Source organism: Streptomyces scabiei 87.22, from assembly GCF_000091305.1.
GTDB classification, from domain to species: Bacteria; Actinomycetota; Actinomycetes; order Streptomycetales; family Streptomycetaceae; genus Streptomyces; species Streptomyces scabiei.
On sequence record NC_013929.1, the window covers coordinates 3,327,633 to 3,343,453 of the forward strand.

At 64.4% G+C, this 15,821-nt stretch carries 15 protein-coding genes; 4 read left to right on the top strand and 11 right to left on the bottom strand.

Annotation, left to right across the window (positions count from 1 at the left end; genetic code table 11):
* Positions 1-34: 34 nt before the first annotated feature.
* The 4 genes from SCAB_RS44785 to SCAB_RS44790 are packed head-to-tail and all read left to right on the top strand — an operon-like array spanning position 35 to position 8,187.
* Entirely contained in the window at positions 35-1,252 is a 1,218-nt protein-coding gene (locus SCAB_RS44785) for a restriction endonuclease subunit S (RefSeq protein WP_078580107.1), read from the top strand.
* Positions 1,249-4,335, top strand: a complete 3,087-nt coding sequence (locus SCAB_RS13860; protein ID WP_013000701.1) for a type I restriction endonuclease subunit R — start codon at positions 1,249-1,251, stop codon at positions 4,333-4,335. Before SCAB_RS44785 ends, SCAB_RS13860 begins: the two co-directional genes overlap by 4 nt.
* Positions 4,322-5,044, top strand: a complete 723-nt coding sequence (locus SCAB_RS13865) for a M48 family metallopeptidase (RefSeq protein ID WP_013000702.1) — start codon at positions 4,322-4,324, stop codon at positions 5,042-5,044. The genes SCAB_RS13860 and SCAB_RS13865 overlap by 14 nt, the downstream gene beginning before the upstream one ends.
* Complete coding sequence (locus tag SCAB_RS44790; RefSeq protein ID WP_013000703.1) at positions 5,041-8,187, top strand: DEAD/DEAH box helicase; 3,147 nt, start codon at positions 5,041-5,043, stop codon at positions 8,185-8,187. Before SCAB_RS13865 ends, SCAB_RS44790 begins: the two co-directional genes overlap by 4 nt.
* Before the next feature lie 17 nt (positions 8,188-8,204).
* On the opposite strand, the gene SCAB_RS13875 is transcribed toward SCAB_RS44790, so the two are convergent.
* From SCAB_RS13875 to SCAB_RS13920, 11 genes are all read right to left on the bottom strand, one after another.
* A complete protein-coding gene (locus SCAB_RS13875; protein WP_148274204.1) occupies positions 8,205-8,555 on the bottom strand; it encodes a hypothetical protein in 351 nt (116 codons plus the stop codon).
* Between the two features lie 328 nt (positions 8,556-8,883).
* Positions 8,884-10,290 carry a tyrosine-type recombinase/integrase gene (locus tag SCAB_RS13880; protein WP_041669187.1) on the bottom strand — a complete coding sequence of 469 codons (1,407 nt, stop codon included), beginning with the start codon at positions 10,288-10,290 and terminating at the stop codon, positions 8,884-8,886.
* Positions 10,287-10,481: a helix-turn-helix transcriptional regulator gene (locus SCAB_RS13885; RefSeq protein ID WP_013000706.1), complete on the bottom strand. Its 195-nt coding sequence runs from the start codon at positions 10,479-10,481 to the stop codon at positions 10,287-10,289. The genes SCAB_RS13880 and SCAB_RS13885 overlap by 4 nt, the downstream gene beginning before the upstream one ends.
* Positions 10,457-11,824, bottom strand: coding sequence for a replication initiator (locus SCAB_RS13890; RefSeq protein ID WP_013000707.1), 1,368 nt, complete (start codon positions 11,822-11,824; stop codon positions 10,457-10,459). The genes SCAB_RS13885 and SCAB_RS13890 overlap by 25 nt, the downstream gene beginning before the upstream one ends.
* A 113-nt stretch (positions 11,825-11,937) precedes the next feature.
* Entirely contained in the window at positions 11,938-12,246 is a 309-nt protein-coding gene (locus tag SCAB_RS13895) for a hypothetical protein (protein WP_013000708.1), read from the bottom strand.
* A gap of 20 nt (positions 12,247-12,266) precedes the next feature.
* Positions 12,267-12,422, bottom strand: a complete 156-nt coding sequence (locus SCAB_RS47720) for a hypothetical protein (protein WP_013000709.1) — start codon at positions 12,420-12,422, stop codon at positions 12,267-12,269.
* Between the two features lie 20 nt (positions 12,423-12,442).
* Complete coding sequence (locus tag SCAB_RS13900; protein ID WP_013000710.1) at positions 12,443-12,622, bottom strand: mobile element transfer protein; 180 nt, start codon at positions 12,620-12,622, stop codon at positions 12,443-12,445.
* 14 nt (positions 12,623-12,636) lie between these two features.
* Positions 12,637-13,389, bottom strand: a complete 753-nt coding sequence (locus tag SCAB_RS13905; protein WP_013000711.1) for a DUF2637 domain-containing protein — start codon at positions 13,387-13,389, stop codon at positions 12,637-12,639.
* Positions 13,390-13,394: 5 nt separating this feature from the next.
* Complete coding sequence (locus SCAB_RS13910; protein ID WP_013000712.1) at positions 13,395-13,877, bottom strand: hypothetical protein; 483 nt, start codon at positions 13,875-13,877, stop codon at positions 13,395-13,397.
* Positions 13,878-13,958: 81 nt separating this feature from the next.
* Entirely contained in the window at positions 13,959-15,266 is a 1,308-nt protein-coding gene (locus SCAB_RS13915) for an FtsK/SpoIIIE domain-containing protein (RefSeq protein ID WP_078580315.1), read from the bottom strand.
* An 89-nt stretch (positions 15,267-15,355) separates the two neighbouring features.
* On the bottom strand, positions 15,356-15,703 hold the full coding sequence (locus SCAB_RS13920; protein WP_013000714.1) for an SCO3933 family regulatory protein: 348 nt from the start codon (positions 15,701-15,703) through the stop codon (positions 15,356-15,358).
* Between the last annotated feature and the right edge of the window lie 118 nt (positions 15,704-15,821).

A 15,821-nucleotide genomic window follows, 5' to 3' on the forward strand; every position in this document is an offset into this window, starting at 1 on the left:
AAACTCAAGGTCACTTCCAGAATTTGGAGGCTAAATGGAACTAGGGCAGCTTTCCGAACAGGTAAGAATGGATGCGCTTCCACATGGCTGGCAAGACTATACTATCGGCCAAACGCTAACACTTATCAACGGCCTAGCATTTAGGCCGGGAGAGTGGAAGGCCCACGGTATTCCGATCATTAGGATCCAAAACCTAAATGATGACAATAGTCCCTACAACTACTACGATGGTCCAATTAGCGAGAAGTATCGTATTCGGGCAGGTGATATCCTCTTCGCATGGTCTGGCACAACCGGAACGTCGTTTGGAGCTCGGATATGGACTGGCCCAAATGCGGTTCTAAACCAACATATCTTCAAGGTAACCCCAGACAAGACAAAGGTCACTCCTTATTACTCGTTTCTCGTACTTCAGAATGTACAGAAAGAGATCGAGAGGCAGGCGCATGGGTTCAAGTCCTCATTCGTTCACGTCAAGAAGTCTGACCTAGTAAAAGTTTCCCTTCCAATTCCGCCCATCCCCGAGCAGCGAGCCATTGGAGAGGCTCTCTCGGAGATAGATCAGCTTATCGCAAACCTCGGGCGGCTAGTGGAAAAGAAGCGAGTGATTAAGCATGGCATGATGCAGGAGCTCCTGACCGGCAAGACCCGCCTCCCCGGCTTCACTGAGCCCTGGTCGGCCGGTATCTTTGAGCAGCTTGCCGTCCCTTCGAGGGAGCGGGCGATGCCTCGCGATGTTCCGCCGACGACCCCTCTCGTCGAGTTGGAGCAGGTCGAAAGTGGGTCTGGGCGGCTCGTCGGCAAGTCGCAGGCGGCCGACGCCATTTCGCTGAAGGCAGTTTTTAGGCCTGGTGACGTGCTGTTTGGGAAGTTGCGGGCCTACTTGCGAAAGTTCTGGTTCGCGGATGTGGCTGGACTATGCACAACTGAGATTTGGGTGCTTCGTGCGCGGCCGGGCGTTGATAGCCGATTCGTGCGATCTATTGTCGAAACTGAGAGGTTCATCGAAGCAGCGAGCGGTGCGTACGGAACGCACATGCCCCGCTCGGATTGGGGAACGGTCAGGAGCCTCTCGGTGGACATTCCACCACACGATGAGCAGCGAGCAATCGCGTCGGTCCTCGCCGACATTGACCGTGAGATCAGTATTCTCCACGCACGACTCGCAAAGGCGCGGGACGTCAAGCAGGGCATGATGCAGCAGCTCCTCACCGGTCGCACCCGCCTCCCCGTCCAGGAGAGCGCAGCATGAGCAACGTCGGCCAGCCAGAGCGCAAGACTCAAGATCGCGTCATCGAGCTGTTCCGAGACTCATTGGGCTACGATTACCTCGGAAACTGGGAGTATCGCGCGGCAAACTCCAACATTGATGTTGGGCTGCTCACCCAAAACCTCCGTGCCCGGGGCTACAGCGACAACCTCATCAACAAGGCGATCGACAAGCTGAAGAGCGACGCCTCGCTCGGCAGCAGTCGCGATCTGTACGAGGCGAACCGGGACGTCTACGGCCTGCTCCGGTACGGCGTGAAGGTCAAGCCTGGTGTGGGCGAGCAGACGGAGACGGTATGGCTCGTCGACTGGGCACGCCCGGAGGTCAATCACTTCGCCCTGGCGGAGGAAGTGACGGTACTGGGGCAGCACACGAAGCGCCCGGACATCGTGCTCTATGTCAACGGCATCGCCTTTGGGACGATCGAGCTCAAGCGCTCGAAGGTCGCCGTCTCTGAAGGTATCCGGCAGAGCATCGGGAACCAGCGCCCCGAGTTCATTCGTCCGTTCTTCACCACGGTGCAGTTCGTCATGGCCGGCAACGACGTGGAGGGGCTGCGCTACAGCGCAATCGACACGCCGGAGAAGTACTGGCTGGCGTGGCGTGAGCCGTCCGACATCGCCGACCCGCTCGATCGGTCCTTGACCCAGCTCTGCTCGAAGGAGCGTCTGCTCGAGCTGGTGCATGACTTCATGGTCTTCGACGCGGGGCAGAAGAAGACGAGTCGGCACAACCAGTACTTTGGCGTCAAGGCCGCTCAGGAGCGGATCGCCAAGCGTGAGGGCGGCATCATCTGGCACACCCAGGGCTCTGGCAAGTCGCTGACCATGGTGTGGCTGGCGAAGTGGATCCGCGAGAACCAGCCGGACGCGCGCGTACTCCTCATCACCGACCGGACCGAACTGGATGATCAGATTGAGAAGGTCTTCCAAGGAGTCAACGAGTCCATCTACCGGACGAAGAGTGGTGGCGATCTCCTGGCCACATTGAACGTAAGCGAGGAGTGGCTGGTCTGCTCGCTGGTCCATAAATTCCGCGGCTCGGAAGACGAGGCCGCCCGCGATGCGGCTGAGAGCGAGTTCATTCGTGAGCTGAAAGCGACCATCCCCAAGGACTTCCACGCTAAGGGCAACATCTTCGTCTTCGTCGACGAAGCCCACCGCACCCAGTCGGGCAAGATGCACGACGCCATGAAGGCACTCATGCCGGGAGCCATGTTCATTGGTTTCACTGGCACGCCGCTACTCAAGGAGGACAAAGCCACCACCGAAGAAAGGTTTGGCAGCTTCATCCACACCTATCAGTTCGACGAGGGTGTGGCCGACGGCGTCGTCCTGGACCTACGCTACGAGGCACGCAATATCGACCAGGACCTGACCTCGCCGGCAAAGGTCGACCAGTGGTTTGAGGCCAAGACCCGTGGCATGACGGACTTGTCCCGCGCCGAGCTCAAGAAGCGCTGGGGCACCATGCAGAAGGTTGTCAGCTCGGAGCCGCGTGCCCGACAAATAGTCAATGACATCCTGCTCGACATGGAGATCAAGCCGCGCTTGTCGAACGGCCGTGGCAATGCGATTCTCGTCAGTCAGAGCATCTACCAGGCGTGCAAGTTCTACGAGCTCTTCACCCAGGCTGGATTCAAGGGCAAGTGCGCCATCATCACGTCGTACACGCCGCAGGCGAGTGACATCTCCAAGGAAGACTCCGGCCACGGTGCCACGGAGCGGCTGCGCCAGTACGAGATCTACCGGCAGATGCTCGCTGACCACTTCAACGAGCCTGCCGATAAGGCGATGGGCAAGGTCGAGCAGTTCGAGAAGGACGTCAAGGAGAGGTTCGTCAACGACCCGGGCCAGATGCGGCTGCTCATCGTTGTCGACAAGCTCTTGACCGGCTTCGACGCCCCGAGTGCCACGTACTTGTATATCGACAAGAAGATGCAGGATCATGGCCTGTTCCAGGCGATCTGCCGAGTCAACCGCCTTGACGGCGAGGACAAGGACTACGGCTACATCGTCGACTATCGCGACCTGTTCAACTCTCTTGAATCCGCGATCACTGACTACACCGGCGGTGCCCTCGAAGGCTACGAGACGAAGGACATCGAGGGGCTGCTGTCAGACCGGATCGACAAGGCCCGTGACGACCTTGATGAGGCCCTGGAGAAGATCCGGGCACTCTGTGAACCCGTCGCACCGCCGAAGGACACCCTCCAGTATCAGCAGTACTTCTGCGCCCGCGAGCAGGGCAACGCCGAGCAGCTCAAGGCCAACGAACCCAAGCGGGTTGAGCTCTACAAGTCTGTTGCGGCCGTGACCCGCGCGTACGGCAACCTCGCCAACGATATGCAGGCCGCTGGCTACAGCGACGCCGAGGCCACAGCGATCAAGGACGAGATCGCTCACTACGCCAACGTGCGTGATGAGGTGAAGCTCGGCGCTGGCGAGGACGTGGACTTCAAGCAGTACGAGGCCGGCATGCGGCACTTGCTCGACACCTATATCAGCGCAAAACCCTCCGAGGTCGTGTCTGACTTCCAGGAAGCCGGGCTGATCCAGTTGATCGTCGAGATGGGGGCTGGTGCGCTCGACAAGCTTCCTGCGGGTATCAAGAAGGACCCCGAAGCGATGGCGGAGACAATCGCCAACAACATGCGCAAGGTGATCATCGACGAGCGCCCGATGAACCCGAAGTACTACGACAAGATGTCGGAACTACTCGACGCCATACTCGAGGAACGACGGCAGGGCGCTCTGGACTACAAGGAGTACCTCGAGAAGCTACTGGAGCACGCGTCCAACCTGGGTAAGGGCGAATCGGACACCGAGTACCCGGAGTGGGCCGACAACGGCGCCCGTCGCGCCCTGATCGACTTCTTCGATCAGGCACCGGAGCTGGCCGCAGTGGTGGATACCACCATCCTGCACACCAAGCCCGACTCGTGGGTGGGCAACGCGATGAAGGAGAAGAAGGTCAAACGCGCGCTTGCTCAGACGTTGCCCGCCGACTTTGACCGGCTCGATGAACTGCTTGAACTGCTAAAGGCACGTCATGAGTACCGCTAGTGCCTATCTCACCGTCCGTGGCATCGACATCGACGTCATCTACAAGAACATCAAGAACCTGCACATCGGGGTCTATCCACCCCTTGGGCGCGTTCGGGTAGCGGCGCCGCAGCAGCTCGACGATGAGCAGGTGCGGCTCGCTGTGATTCAACGTCTGCCGTGGATCAAAGAGCAGCGCGACCAACTTCAGTCAGCCGCACGCCAGTCCACGCGAGAGATGGTCACCGGCGAATCTCACTACGTGTGGGGTGTTCGACGCCGGATGAAAGTCGTTGAACGCCCCGGGCGGGCTCACTTCGAGCTCGACGGCGAGCGACTGCTGCTGTACGTCCCAGCCAGCACCGCAGCCGAACGGCGACGCGAACTACTCGACCATTGGTACCGGGAACAGCTTCGACACGCGATCCCGGCCCTGATCACCAAGTGGGAGCCGATCCTCGACGTATCGGTGCCGCGGTGGAGCATCAAGCGCATGAAGACCAAATGGGGATCCTGTAATCGCGAGACCGGGCACATCTGGTTCAACGTCGAGCTCGCCAAGAAGCCGCCGGCCTGCCTGGAGTACATCGTCGTTCACGAGATGACGCATTACCTGGAGCGTCACCACGACGACCGTTTCACCAAGCTCATGGAGCGGTTCATGCCGAACTGGCGAAGTATCCGTGACCAGCTGAATAATGCACCGCTCGCGGAGGAGCAGTGGACATGACTGACGGCGACGAAAGGCGTCCACGGTTTCGTGGACTCTTCATTGGAATTAACCGCTACCAGTCGCCGTACATCAGCAACCTGGCCTCCGCCGTGCGCGACGCGGCCGCTCTCAGCGCCTTGTTCGCGGACAACCTAGGAGAGGAGGATTGCACTCTCGTCACTGACACTGATGCCACACTTGAACGCACCCGAGCTGAGCTCGTTAGTCTTCGTACAGCCAGCAGTGAAGATGACACTGTCGTAATCGCGTTCTCGGGTCACGGAAGTGACACTCACGAGCTCATCACTTACGACGCTGATCCGCATAATCTGCCTGCGACATCGCTTGCGCTGGACGAATTCACTGAGCTTGTTGGAAATATTCCGGCCCGACATCTCGTGGTAGTGCTTGATTGTTGTTTTTCGGGAGGTGCAGGCGCCAAGGTACTTAGAGCCCCTCTGACACCGAAAGGTGGTCACGGAGGCGTTCCGCTATCAACCGAGGCACTACTTGACCAGATGGCGGGCACTGGTCGGCTAATTCTGACGGCATCCACTGCAGATCAGCCAGCTTGGGAAGACACGCGCCTAGGACACGGGCTTCTTACGTACCACCTACTGCAAGCGCTTCTCGGGCCGGAGGGCCTCGCCAAAGACGGGTGCATCAGCTTCTACGACCTCCTTAAGTATGTGACACAGCGAGTTGTCGCGAGTGCATCGGGTGTCGCGCAGGCCCGTCAGGAGCCGACGCTTCGAGGTCAATGGGACGGCGAAGTAATCTGGCCGGTCTTCGCGCCGGGCCCACGCTACGGTGCTCTCTACCCGTCACTTATCGCAGCGCCTGTTACTGCCGACATCCGGAGCCTCGCCGAACATGGACTGTCGGACGAGGTACTCGACGCATGGGCCACGAATCTGCCGGGTCTGAATCCGCTTCAGCAATCAGCCATCAATGAGGCGGGACTGCTAAAAGGCGAGAACGTCCTCGTCATAGCACCAACGTCCTCGGGCAAGACCATGGTCGGCGAGCTTGCTGCATTGAGCGCTACGCAGAATGGTGGCCGGTCGGTCTTCTTGTTGCCGACCAAGGCGCTTGTCAATGAGCAGTACGAGCGCTTTACTCGGATCTACGGCCCAGCTGATGTCCGTGTGATTCGCGCGACCGGCGACATTGGCGACGATGTGCCCGCCCTACTTCGAGGACAGTTCGACCTCGGCATCCTGACGTATGAGAAGTTCGGAAACTTGGCTTTGACGTTCCCTCACCTCCTGCCTTTGGTGTCAGTGGTCGTCATCGACGAGGTTCAGACTATCGTCGACGGATCGCGTGGCGAATATCTGGAGCTACTACTCACGCTCCTTAAGAGCCGGAAGGAAGAAGGGATCGAGCCGCAAATCGTGGCTCTATCTGCCGTGCTCGGCGATCTCGGCGGCTTGGATAGCTGGCTTGAGGCAAACCTGCTTCGGCGCGATGAGCGCCCGGTGCCCCTCGATGAGGGCGTACTTGAAGCCAACGGCAGCTACAGGTACGTCAATACGGATGGCGAGGAGAAGATTGAGCAGCTGATCCCTCCGCAGTATGGAGAATCGAGGGCTCGAACGCTACTGGTCCCACTCGTACGCAAGCTCGTCGCAGATGGTCAGCAAGTAGTCGTGATCCGGGGCACCCGCGGTGATGCCCGTGGGGCTGCCAGATATCTGGCAGCTGAACTTGGCCTTCAGCCGGCAACGCAGGCTCTTGAGCGCTTGCCTGCTGGCGACCCGAGCCTGACAAGTGCCGATCTGCGCCAGTGTCTACAAGGAGGCACAGCCTTCCACATCTCCGATCTCGAGCGGGAAGAACGCCGTGTGGTCGAGGAGCAGTTTCGGCTGCCAGACAGCCAGATCCGGGTGATTGTCGCCACCACTACGCTCGCCCAGGGCGTCAACATGCCCGCCGAGACGGTCATCATGCCCGAATTGAGCCGACGAACGGGCCGTAACACGTACGCTTGGTATCGGGTTGCGGAATACAAGAACATCGCGGGCCGCGCTGGGCGGCTTGGCCTCGCCGAACACGGGCGCGCCATTGTGCTCACGTATGGGACTGCGAACGCCAACGAGATCTGGGGCCGTTACGTCCAGGGCGATCCGGAGAACGTCAGCTCAACTCTGCTTGATCCGTCAGCTGACTCATACACGCTAGTGCTGCGGGTTGTGGCAATTGTATCCGCACGGGTCGAAGGCAGGGCGCTACAGAGCGCCGAGGTGGTGTCGGTATTGTCGAACAGCTTTGCCGCTCACCAGGCACGGCTGTCAGGGACAGGTAATGCGTTCGATCCGGAGCGCACTGGACAGATTCTTCAGGAACTGTGCCGAGTCGGCTTCATTGACGATGTAGGTAACGATGAGCTTCGTCTAAACTCGCTTGGTGCGATCGTGGCTCAGAGCGGACTTACCGTTCGTTCTGCCATCCGAGTAACGAATGTCCTTCGGAGTGTTCGGCCTGAGGATCTGAACCACGCAACACTCATCGCCGTAGCTCAGTTGACTCAGGAGCTCGACGATACACGGCTGGTGGTCAATACCCGCGGTGTACGCGTCGAACTCAACACCTTCATTAGTGCGTTGCATCGCCAGCAGGTTGCACCTAGCGTCATTAGCGCGTTCAGTAATGATGGTGACGCAGTTGTCACCGCAGCGCGCGCAAAGAAGGCTGTCGCGTGTCTCCTATGGACAAATGGTGTCGCGGCCGCGCAGCTCGAACGAACCGTTATGCAGCACTGGAGGGACAGGAACGCCATCGGGCCAGTCCGTGCCGTAGTGAATAGGACGCATGATGTCATCGGCACCATCATCGGTATCGCCACCGAGCTTCACCCGGTGGCGGACTTGACGAACCTCTCATTCTTGATTCCTGCCCAACTCGAGCTGGGTATTCCGGCCGGTCTCGCTTCGCTTGCACTTGCTGGTGCAGGTCTTGAACGTGAGCACTACTTGCGCCTTACCGAGAGCGGCTTCACTAGCGCTGAGGTAATCGATAAAACGGAAGATGCTCAACTCTTGGAACTTCTCGGTGGCAATATCGAGCGTCTTCGGGCGCTGCGCAATGCAGTGAGCGAAGTGTTGGGCAGGGATGCCGAGCCTAGCCTGGATGATCTCCTTCCGGATCCAACCATTTAGTGCCATTGCTTGGTCGATTAGCCAGCAGTCCCTCGCATCCTCACTCCCGCCCGCTTCAACGCCTTCCAGACCGTACTGCCACTAATACCGAACTTCTTCCCGATCTGGTTGCTGCTGAGCCCCTGCTCGTAGAGCTCTTTCGCCAGTTCCACCCTGGCCGGGGTCATCTTGACCACCGGCCTTTTGACAACACCCGCTCGTTCCAAGTGCCGGTCCACGGTATGGCGGTGGACGCCGTACTCACGGGCGAGCGATAGTTCAGTGGCGCCGCGCCGGTATGCCTCGACCAGTTCTGCCACTTCGTCGGGCGCCAACATCCGACACTCGCGAACGCTCGGCGCGACATCAGGCCCCACTGATGCGGTCACCTCTACCTGCGACGTCGTCCTACTACTGCCATCTAGCGCTTTGAACAGCCGCAACAGGGGTGCGCCAGGGTTCGAAAGCGAGTCACGGAGGCGCACCTTGCATGAGGTGCCCAAAGACCCCGTCACCAGCGGAAACGCTGAGGCCGGGGTCTTCGCGTATGTGCAGGCGTGTGCCGCTCGGAGCGGCCGTATGTCGGGTGCTGTGGACTATGTGTGGACTGGCCGCAGGGCACAAATCCGCAGGTGGGGCCAGGGAAATGACGAGGCCCCCGGACCGTAGTCCAGGGGCCATCATTCCGCAGGTGCGCGTGCCGAAGGTGTGTCGGGATCAGGTCCCGTTGCCGGGCCCCTCCTCCTGGCCGTCGTCCTCCCCGAGGAGTTCGGCGATCCGACGGTTGGCGACGTCTTGCCGACCGTCGAGGCACTTCGCGTAACGGCTCAGGAGCACCTCGACGCTGTTGCCCGCACGCTCCGCAACCTCGGTGGGGTCCACGCCAGCGTTGAGCCAGGACGACAGAGCGGCGTGCCGCAGGTCGTACGGGCGGGCAGCCAGCGGCGAGGCCACCTGTTCCGGCGTGAGCGCCAGGTGCCGCGCCTCGTCCCAGACACGCCAGTATGTGGTGGAGGCGACCACTCCCCCGCGTTCGTTGGCGAACAGCCGGCCGTCCTTGGCCGTACCGAACTCCTCGATGTGCGCGAGCAGGATGCGGACGAGGCGGGGCGGAATCGGAACAATGCGGGTCTCGTTCGCGGGCCGGTTCTTGAGCCCGCGGTTGTCGTGCACCTCCCCCGTGCCAGTCCAACGCTTGCCGACGGTGGGCCGGCTCTTCTCCAGGATCAACGAGCCCCACCCGGTTTCCGGCAGCGTGCAGTCCGGACGACGCAGCGCCACCGCTTCCGCCGGCCGAAGCCCACCGAAGTACATGCAGGCGAACAGCGCGACCAGGCGGCGCCCACGAGCCCGCCGGTAGCCACCGACGTACGAGACAGCGCCAAGGAGTTCAGCAGCCTGCCGCGGGTTCACCACGACTCGGCGGTCTACTTCCTTGGTCACCTTCGGCAGCTTCCACTTCACGAGCGTGACCGGGTTCTCCGGGAGCTCCCCCAGCTCGACCGCATAGGCCAGGGCGTTGAACAGGACGGCTCGCTTGCGCCGCACCGTCTCAGCGGCAGCCGGGGCCCCGGACAACGTGAGCTTGAGCGAGTCGAGAACGCTGCGGATGTCTGCCGCATTCTTGAGCGTGGCCAGCGACAGCGAGGCTTTGGCGACCCAGCGGAGGGCATTGGCGATGTCCACCGGCGGCGCTTCGCCGTCCGGGGCCTGGACGACGAAGGCCCAGCCGCGCAGGGCACGCCGCAGCACATCGTCTGCCGGACGACCGGGCCGATCTCCCAGGAGCTGAGTCGTGACGAGTGTCATCGTCTCGTTCAGGCTGTCACGCGAGTTCGGGGCAGCATGCGGCCACTTCATGGCGACGTACGCCCGCGCGAAGTCATACCAGGAGAGGGACGCTTTGACCGGTGCCATGGAGTCCGGCAGACCGGTTTCCGTGTCGAATGCCTCGCCCTTTTGCGCAGCCCGGAGCAGCTTCGCGCGGAAGTTGTCGGCGAGCGCCTTGGTGCGAAAGGTCTCGGAGAACGGTGGGACGTCACCGACCTTCCAACGCACGTCGTACGACGGCGTCTTGTACGGCCGCTTGCGGATGCCCCACACCTTCACGTCATGCGACTTCACGCCGCCTCCCCGAGTCCGTGAAGCCACGAAGTGAAGTCACTGCGCCAGAAGCGGAGTTCACCGTTCGGAAGCTTGATCGCCTCCGGAGCCTGCCCCAGCTCCCGCCAGCGGTAGAAGGTGCGCCGGGAGACTCCGCCCAGCTCGGCGAGGATCTGCGGGACAGTCATCAGTTCGTCTCGTCGGCGATCCATGCCGAGTCTCCTTCCGTGTCGGGGGTGGCGTCGGGCCGACGCGATGTCGCGAACCAGGTCTCAGCAGCGGTCAGGCCAGTGCCGGCGAAGCGCCAGTGCGAGAGGACGAGGATGGTGTCCGGGTCGGGTAGCGGGTGGCCTGCTTCGGCGGCGCGGGCGCGGGTGAGGGCTTCGTTGTGGTCGGCGCGTTCCTGGCGGAGGGCGCCGAGGGTGACGGAGTAGGCGCGGGACTTGGTAGAGAAGTGGCCGCAGAAGCCGAGCATGTGGGCCCACTTGCGCAGGCGCAGGTCTTCGAGTTCGGGGCGGGCGCCGAGGTGCCAACAGGTGAGGATCAGCTGTCGGGCGTGGTCGGTGACGCCGGAGCCGATGAGGTCGGTGATCGGGTTGCGGATGGGGCGGTCGAGGGTGCCGGCGGTCTCGGCGCCCTTGGTCGCGTACTTCGCGATGTATGAGGCGACGGCGCGGCTGGAGAGTTCCGAGGTGCCCGCGAAGTCGGCCGAGCGGATGGGACGGACGTCGAGCTGTTTGCCGAAGCGGAAGGTGTAGGGGCGTGCGTCCAGGACAGGGCCGGGGGCTTCGGCAAGGCGCGCCGACGTGCGGATGGTGTCGGTGAGGAGTTCGGTCGTTGCCCAGGGCGGTGGGGTGTCTTCGGCGCCCTCGGGGCCGTCGAGGCGGATGACGGCATGGAAGTGGACGGCGCCGCGTTGCTGGTATTCGGCGACCTTGGCGTACGAGACCTTGAGGGAGTCGCGGAGTTCCGAGCGGGTGAGGCCCGCGCGGGAGGCGAGCTGTTGGCGCAGGTAGGTGGTGAAGCGGGCCCAGAGAGCGCCGGCGTGGGCGTTCCACAGGACGGCCGCGCGGTAGTCATACCGGTCAGGGTCGAGCGGGGTACCGAGGGCGGGGTCGTCCTCCGGGTGAGTCCGGCCGCAGCGGCACCGGCCGCCGTTGGGGCGATTGTGGACGGGGCCGAAGGAGGGGGCGGTGAAGGTGGCGAAGACGCGGGGGTGTTGGGCGACGGCAGGGCCGATGCCCTTGCCGCCGCTCAGTCCGGCCGTGACGAGGTGGAATGTGTCCTTGCGATACACCTCGGCGCAGGCGGCGCACCGGGTGGCACGGCGGTTGTTGCAGCGGATCAGGAGCTGTCCGGCCGGAAGGTCGGTGTCGGCGATCTCCCGGACGATCTCTCCAGTTGCGGCATGGACATCGAGCCGGTGACCCTCCATTCGGACGGGCCGCTCGCAGCCGCCGAGATGTTGGATCTGTCGGGCGTAGGCGCCGAGGTCGCCGTGTCGGGCGAGGCTGGCCAGGTGGCGGATGGCTCCGAGGGGAGCCGAGGGACGCATGTGCGGGTTCCTCCTTGCAGGGGTTCAGGTGTGACGGGCCCACCCCCTTCTGTCGAGGGGGCTAGACAGTGCGGGTAGGGGTGGGCCCGTGGAGCTGTCGCGTCAGAGGTAGGTCAGCGGTGGGTCAGGAGGGAGCGGATGACGACGGCACACACGGCGACCGAGGCGGCCGTGACGGCGACGGCGAGGAGCATGGAGACGAGGACGGTGCCGACGACCAGGACCACGGCGGTTCCGCCGCCGACGAGGGCGAGCGCGGTCCCGGGGGTGAGCTGGACTGCGGGGCGGGACGGGGCCGGAGTGGCGGGGACCGGTTGCGGGGTCGGGGCAGCCGGGGTGACTGCGCCGGTCGGCTCGACGAGGGTGGGCGGGGTGACCAGGCCGGTCGGCTGAGGCATGGTCGGGATCTTCGGCCGGAGCATGGACGGATCTCCTTTCTCGGTTACTTGACGAGGGAGTTGATGACGGGGGCCAGCAGGCTGTCGGCGATGAGGTAGCCGCTGAGGAGGAGCACGGTGATGAGCCACCAGGGCGGGCGGATGAGCTTGACGCCCAGGACCCCGACGCAGAGCAGGGCGAGCCAGAGCGGAACGTCCATGGGGTTGGTCTCCTGTCAGGTCAGGGCGAGCAGCGGTGGGTGCGTGCGGCGAGTTCGGCGGCGGCGCGGGAGTCGTACTCGGCGGAGAAGTCGCAGCGGGGCGCGGTGCAGGCGGCCAGGTGGCGGTGCTTGCCGCGTTCGATGTAGGAGGCGACGTTCACGGGGCCGATACGGCGGACGTTGCGGAAGCGGCGATGCATGGCGGCACTCCTTTTCAGAGGTGGGCGGCGACGGACGCGGTCATGGACGGGGGCAGGCCGAGCCGGGCGCGTACGGCGTCGGGGTCGGCCGGATGGCCGGTGGCGGAGTGGTGTTCGTCGGCCAGAGCGCGGACACGGTCGACGAGGGCGGGCGGGAGCGCGATGGCGGGGACGGGCGCCGGGGCCCGAGCGGGGGTGTGGTCGGCCACCGGTTCGGCGCTGGTGGTGGCCGGTTCGCTGGTGGTGGGCTCAGGAGTGGGGTCGGAGACGGGGACTGTGGGCGATGCCGGGAGCGTGTCCCGGTCTGGCACCTCGACGGCCGGCGGGACGGCGGGCGGTTCGTCATGCGGGCCGGTGGTCGACGGAACCGAGGCAACTGGCCTTTGCCGGGGGTGGTGGGGAGCGTGGGCGAGGAGCGTGCCGCCGAAGAAAGCAACGGCCGGCCAGCCCGCGACCACGACGCGGAGCCAGGCGGGGACGTGGTCGAGGTCGAGGAGCCCGGCGGTGGCGACGTTGGCGCCGAGGGAGGCGGCCAGGGCCACCAGGAACCACAGACGTGGTCCTCCAGTCCCCTCCCCCGCTTCCTGGGCCTGCCGCATCCGGCGCCAGGCGGCGACCAGCAGCAGGTCGACACTGACGGGGTAGGCCCATGCCTTCCAGCCGCCCTGTCCGGCCGCAGCGGCGAGGTCGTGCAGGTGGGAGAAGGACAGGGCACCCGCGATGACCGCCTGGACGATCACTGCGTCCACCCGCAGGCGCTTGACCATGGCCGTCACCGGGTCGGGGGACGGCCGTTGGCGGTGGCGACGGCCCGAAGGACGAGGTCGAGGTTGGTCGCGTCCAGGCCGGTGACGGCGTCACCGAGCGGGACGGGGGCAGCGGAGTCGGCGAGCGAGGCGGCCAGGGCCAGGATGCGCAACTCACCGCCGGAAGCGGGCAGTTCCCTGGACGCCAGGGCCAAGGCGACCTTCGGCCAGTCGATCCCGTACGGCCGCGGAAACGGGCCCGAGTAGTCGATGAGGAGCAGGCCGGGCCGCTCGGCCAGTCGCTTGATCCACATGCCGTGACCGACCAGGAGGCCGATCGCGGCCCGCAGGGCGGGGGAGCCGTCAGCGGCGGTCGTCAGGGTGTCGGCCAGCTCGGTGGCATCGACGGTCACGGGGTTGTCGTCGGTGCCGTACCAGGGGCAGTCTCGTTCGTCGTGGTCGACGCCGGTTTCATCGCCGTCGACGTCACCGCAGTGCTCGCAGAACATCGGATTCCTTCCGGTTTTTGGCATGGGAGGGGTAGGGAGGTGGCGCGAGGCGGTCACGCCGACCGGGTGGGAGGAAGGGGGCTACTCGGTCACCGGGCGAGCGGTGGGCACGGCAGCGGCCGAGGAGGACGGTCCGCTTGACTCGACGGCGAGCGCGGGCCGGAAGGAGTCGAACCGGGACAGGTCCGGGACCAGGGAGGCGGTGTCACGGCAGACGGCCGCAGCGTCGGCGAGGGTGAGGTGCGGTGCGCGGACGCGGGACCAGCCGCCGGAGGAGTCGCCGACGATGGCGATGCCGGGCCGCTGGGCCGGGATGGAGGTGGCGGCGATCGCCGCCTCCGGGGAGATGTCGGCGAGTGCCATGTTCGCCGAGGCTTCGTCGTTGACGCGGTGGCAGACGCGGCCAGTCAGCTGGGCGCGGAGCATGGTGGCGCCCTTGCCGAGTTCGGAGCCGAAGCGCTGCCCGCACACCTCCAGGTAGATGCCGGCCGCGCGCCCGAGCTGGGCGAGGCGGATGAGCTTGGTGACCATGGCGTCTCGCCGTTTCTCGTCGTCGCGGCTCGCGGCGAGGAACAGTTCCGCCACCTCGTCGACGACGACCACGATCGGTACCGGCCGCACGGATTCCGGCAACCCCCACACGTCAGAGGTGAGCACGGCGTCCGGACCAACCCCGCTCCCGGCACCGCTTCGGAGTCCGATGAGCCGGAACCGTGCCTCCATCTCGTCCAGCAGCACGTCGAGGAGTTCGTCAGCCCGGTCGGACGTGTCGGCGAGCGCTGACAACCGGGGCGCGAACGGCGCCAGTTCGACACCCCATTTGCAGTCGATGCCGACGAGGACGACGGACTGCCGGGCCAGGCCGCACAGCAGGTTGCGCAGGTAGACGGACTTGCCGGACTGCGTGGCGCCGAGGATCAGTTCGTGCGGCACGGTACGGAAGTCCCGTACGTGCCACTCGCCGTCTTCCCGCAGTGCCAGCGGCAGGCAGAGCGGATCGGAGGCCGGCCGACGCCGGGCGGGCCTGACTTCGGCGAGCACGTCCCAGCCGACCAGCCGCAGTTCGAGCCGCCCCGGCTTTGTGGTGCGGACGTAGACGGCATGGACGCCCCAGGCGTGCCGCAGCCGGTCGGCGGAGGCCATGAAGTCCTCGGGAGCCTGCCCCGCCGCCATACGCAGCCGCATCACGAGACCGGACCCGGTCGGCAGCGGGAACGACCGCCGAGGCGGTACCGGCGCAGCCTGCCGCCCGACCATCCGGGCGGTGGCCCGACGGACGGCCGAGGCCGGGACCGTCAGGCCGCAAGCGTCCATCGTGTCCCGGTACGAGACCAGCACCCGAAGGGCAGCGACCGGATATCCGATGCCCCACCAGAACAGGACCGGCATACGACGGCGCACGACCAGCAGCACGCCCAGGACGAGCAGGGCCGGCAGCAGAATCGACAACGGAACCCGGAAGTCGTCGGTCACGGCGCTCAGCCCTGAACCGGAGCCGGGGCGTTGACCATGACAGCGTCGGCCCGGTAGGCGATGCCGTGCCGGGCGCGCCCGCCGAACTCACTCTCCCAGGGCCGGGCGATCAGGCCGGACAGAATGACCGGAGCGCCCATGATCAGGCCGTCACCGATGCCCTGCTCGGGAACGGTCACCTTGATCATGTCCGAGCCGCCGGACGCGATGAACACCAGCTCCACCGTCATGAGCCGCTGGTTGGTCACCGGGTCAACGGCGACCTCACCGGTCTGCCGGTCCCTCACCTTGACCTCCGGCAGCTTGGTGACGAGCAGAGTCGCGGCCGAGGTGTCCACGGGGATAACACGCATTGCCTGAACCTCACTTGGTTGTGTGCGCCGCTCATGCTGAGCGTCGCGATCTGAACTGGATACCCCCCTAGACAGCATGAAGGGGAGTCACCTCCCAACTGTCTAGGGGGGTGTACAG

Coding starts and splice junctions, on each gene's coding strand:
- SCAB_RS44785 (WP_078580107.1), top strand. CDS start 35: ATGGAACTAGGGCAGCTTTCCGAACAGGTAAGAATGGATGCGCTTCCA.
- SCAB_RS13860 (WP_013000701.1), top strand. CDS start 1,249: ATGAGCAACGTCGGCCAGCCAGAGCGCAAGACTCAAGATCGCGTCATC.
- SCAB_RS13865 (WP_013000702.1), top strand. CDS start 4,322: ATGAGTACCGCTAGTGCCTATCTCACCGTCCGTGGCATCGACATCGAC.
- SCAB_RS44790 (WP_013000703.1), top strand. CDS start 5,041: ATGACTGACGGCGACGAAAGGCGTCCACGGTTTCGTGGACTCTTCATT.
- SCAB_RS13885 (WP_013000706.1), bottom strand. CDS start 10,481: ATGGATCGCCGACGAGACGAACTGATGACTGTCCCGCAGATCCTCGCC.
- SCAB_RS13890 (WP_013000707.1), bottom strand. CDS start 11,824: ATGCGTCCCTCGGCTCCCCTCGGAGCCATCCGCCACCTGGCCAGCCTC.
- SCAB_RS13895 (WP_013000708.1), bottom strand. CDS start 12,246: ATGCTCCGGCCGAAGATCCCGACCATGCCTCAGCCGACCGGCCTGGTC.
- SCAB_RS47720 (WP_013000709.1), bottom strand. CDS start 12,422: ATGGACGTTCCGCTCTGGCTCGCCCTGCTCTGCGTCGGGGTCCTGGGC.
- SCAB_RS13900 (WP_013000710.1), bottom strand. CDS start 12,622: ATGCATCGCCGCTTCCGCAACGTCCGCCGTATCGGCCCCGTGAACGTC.
- SCAB_RS13905 (WP_013000711.1), bottom strand. CDS start 13,389: ATGGTCAAGCGCCTGCGGGTGGACGCAGTGATCGTCCAGGCGGTCATC.
- SCAB_RS13910 (WP_013000712.1), bottom strand. CDS start 13,877: ATGTTCTGCGAGCACTGCGGTGACGTCGACGGCGATGAAACCGGCGTC.
- SCAB_RS13915 (WP_078580315.1), bottom strand. CDS start 15,266: ATGCCGGTCCTGTTCTGGTGGGGCATCGGATATCCGGTCGCTGCCCTT.
- SCAB_RS13920 (WP_013000714.1), bottom strand. CDS start 15,703: ATGCGTGTTATCCCCGTGGACACCTCGGCCGCGACTCTGCTCGTCACC.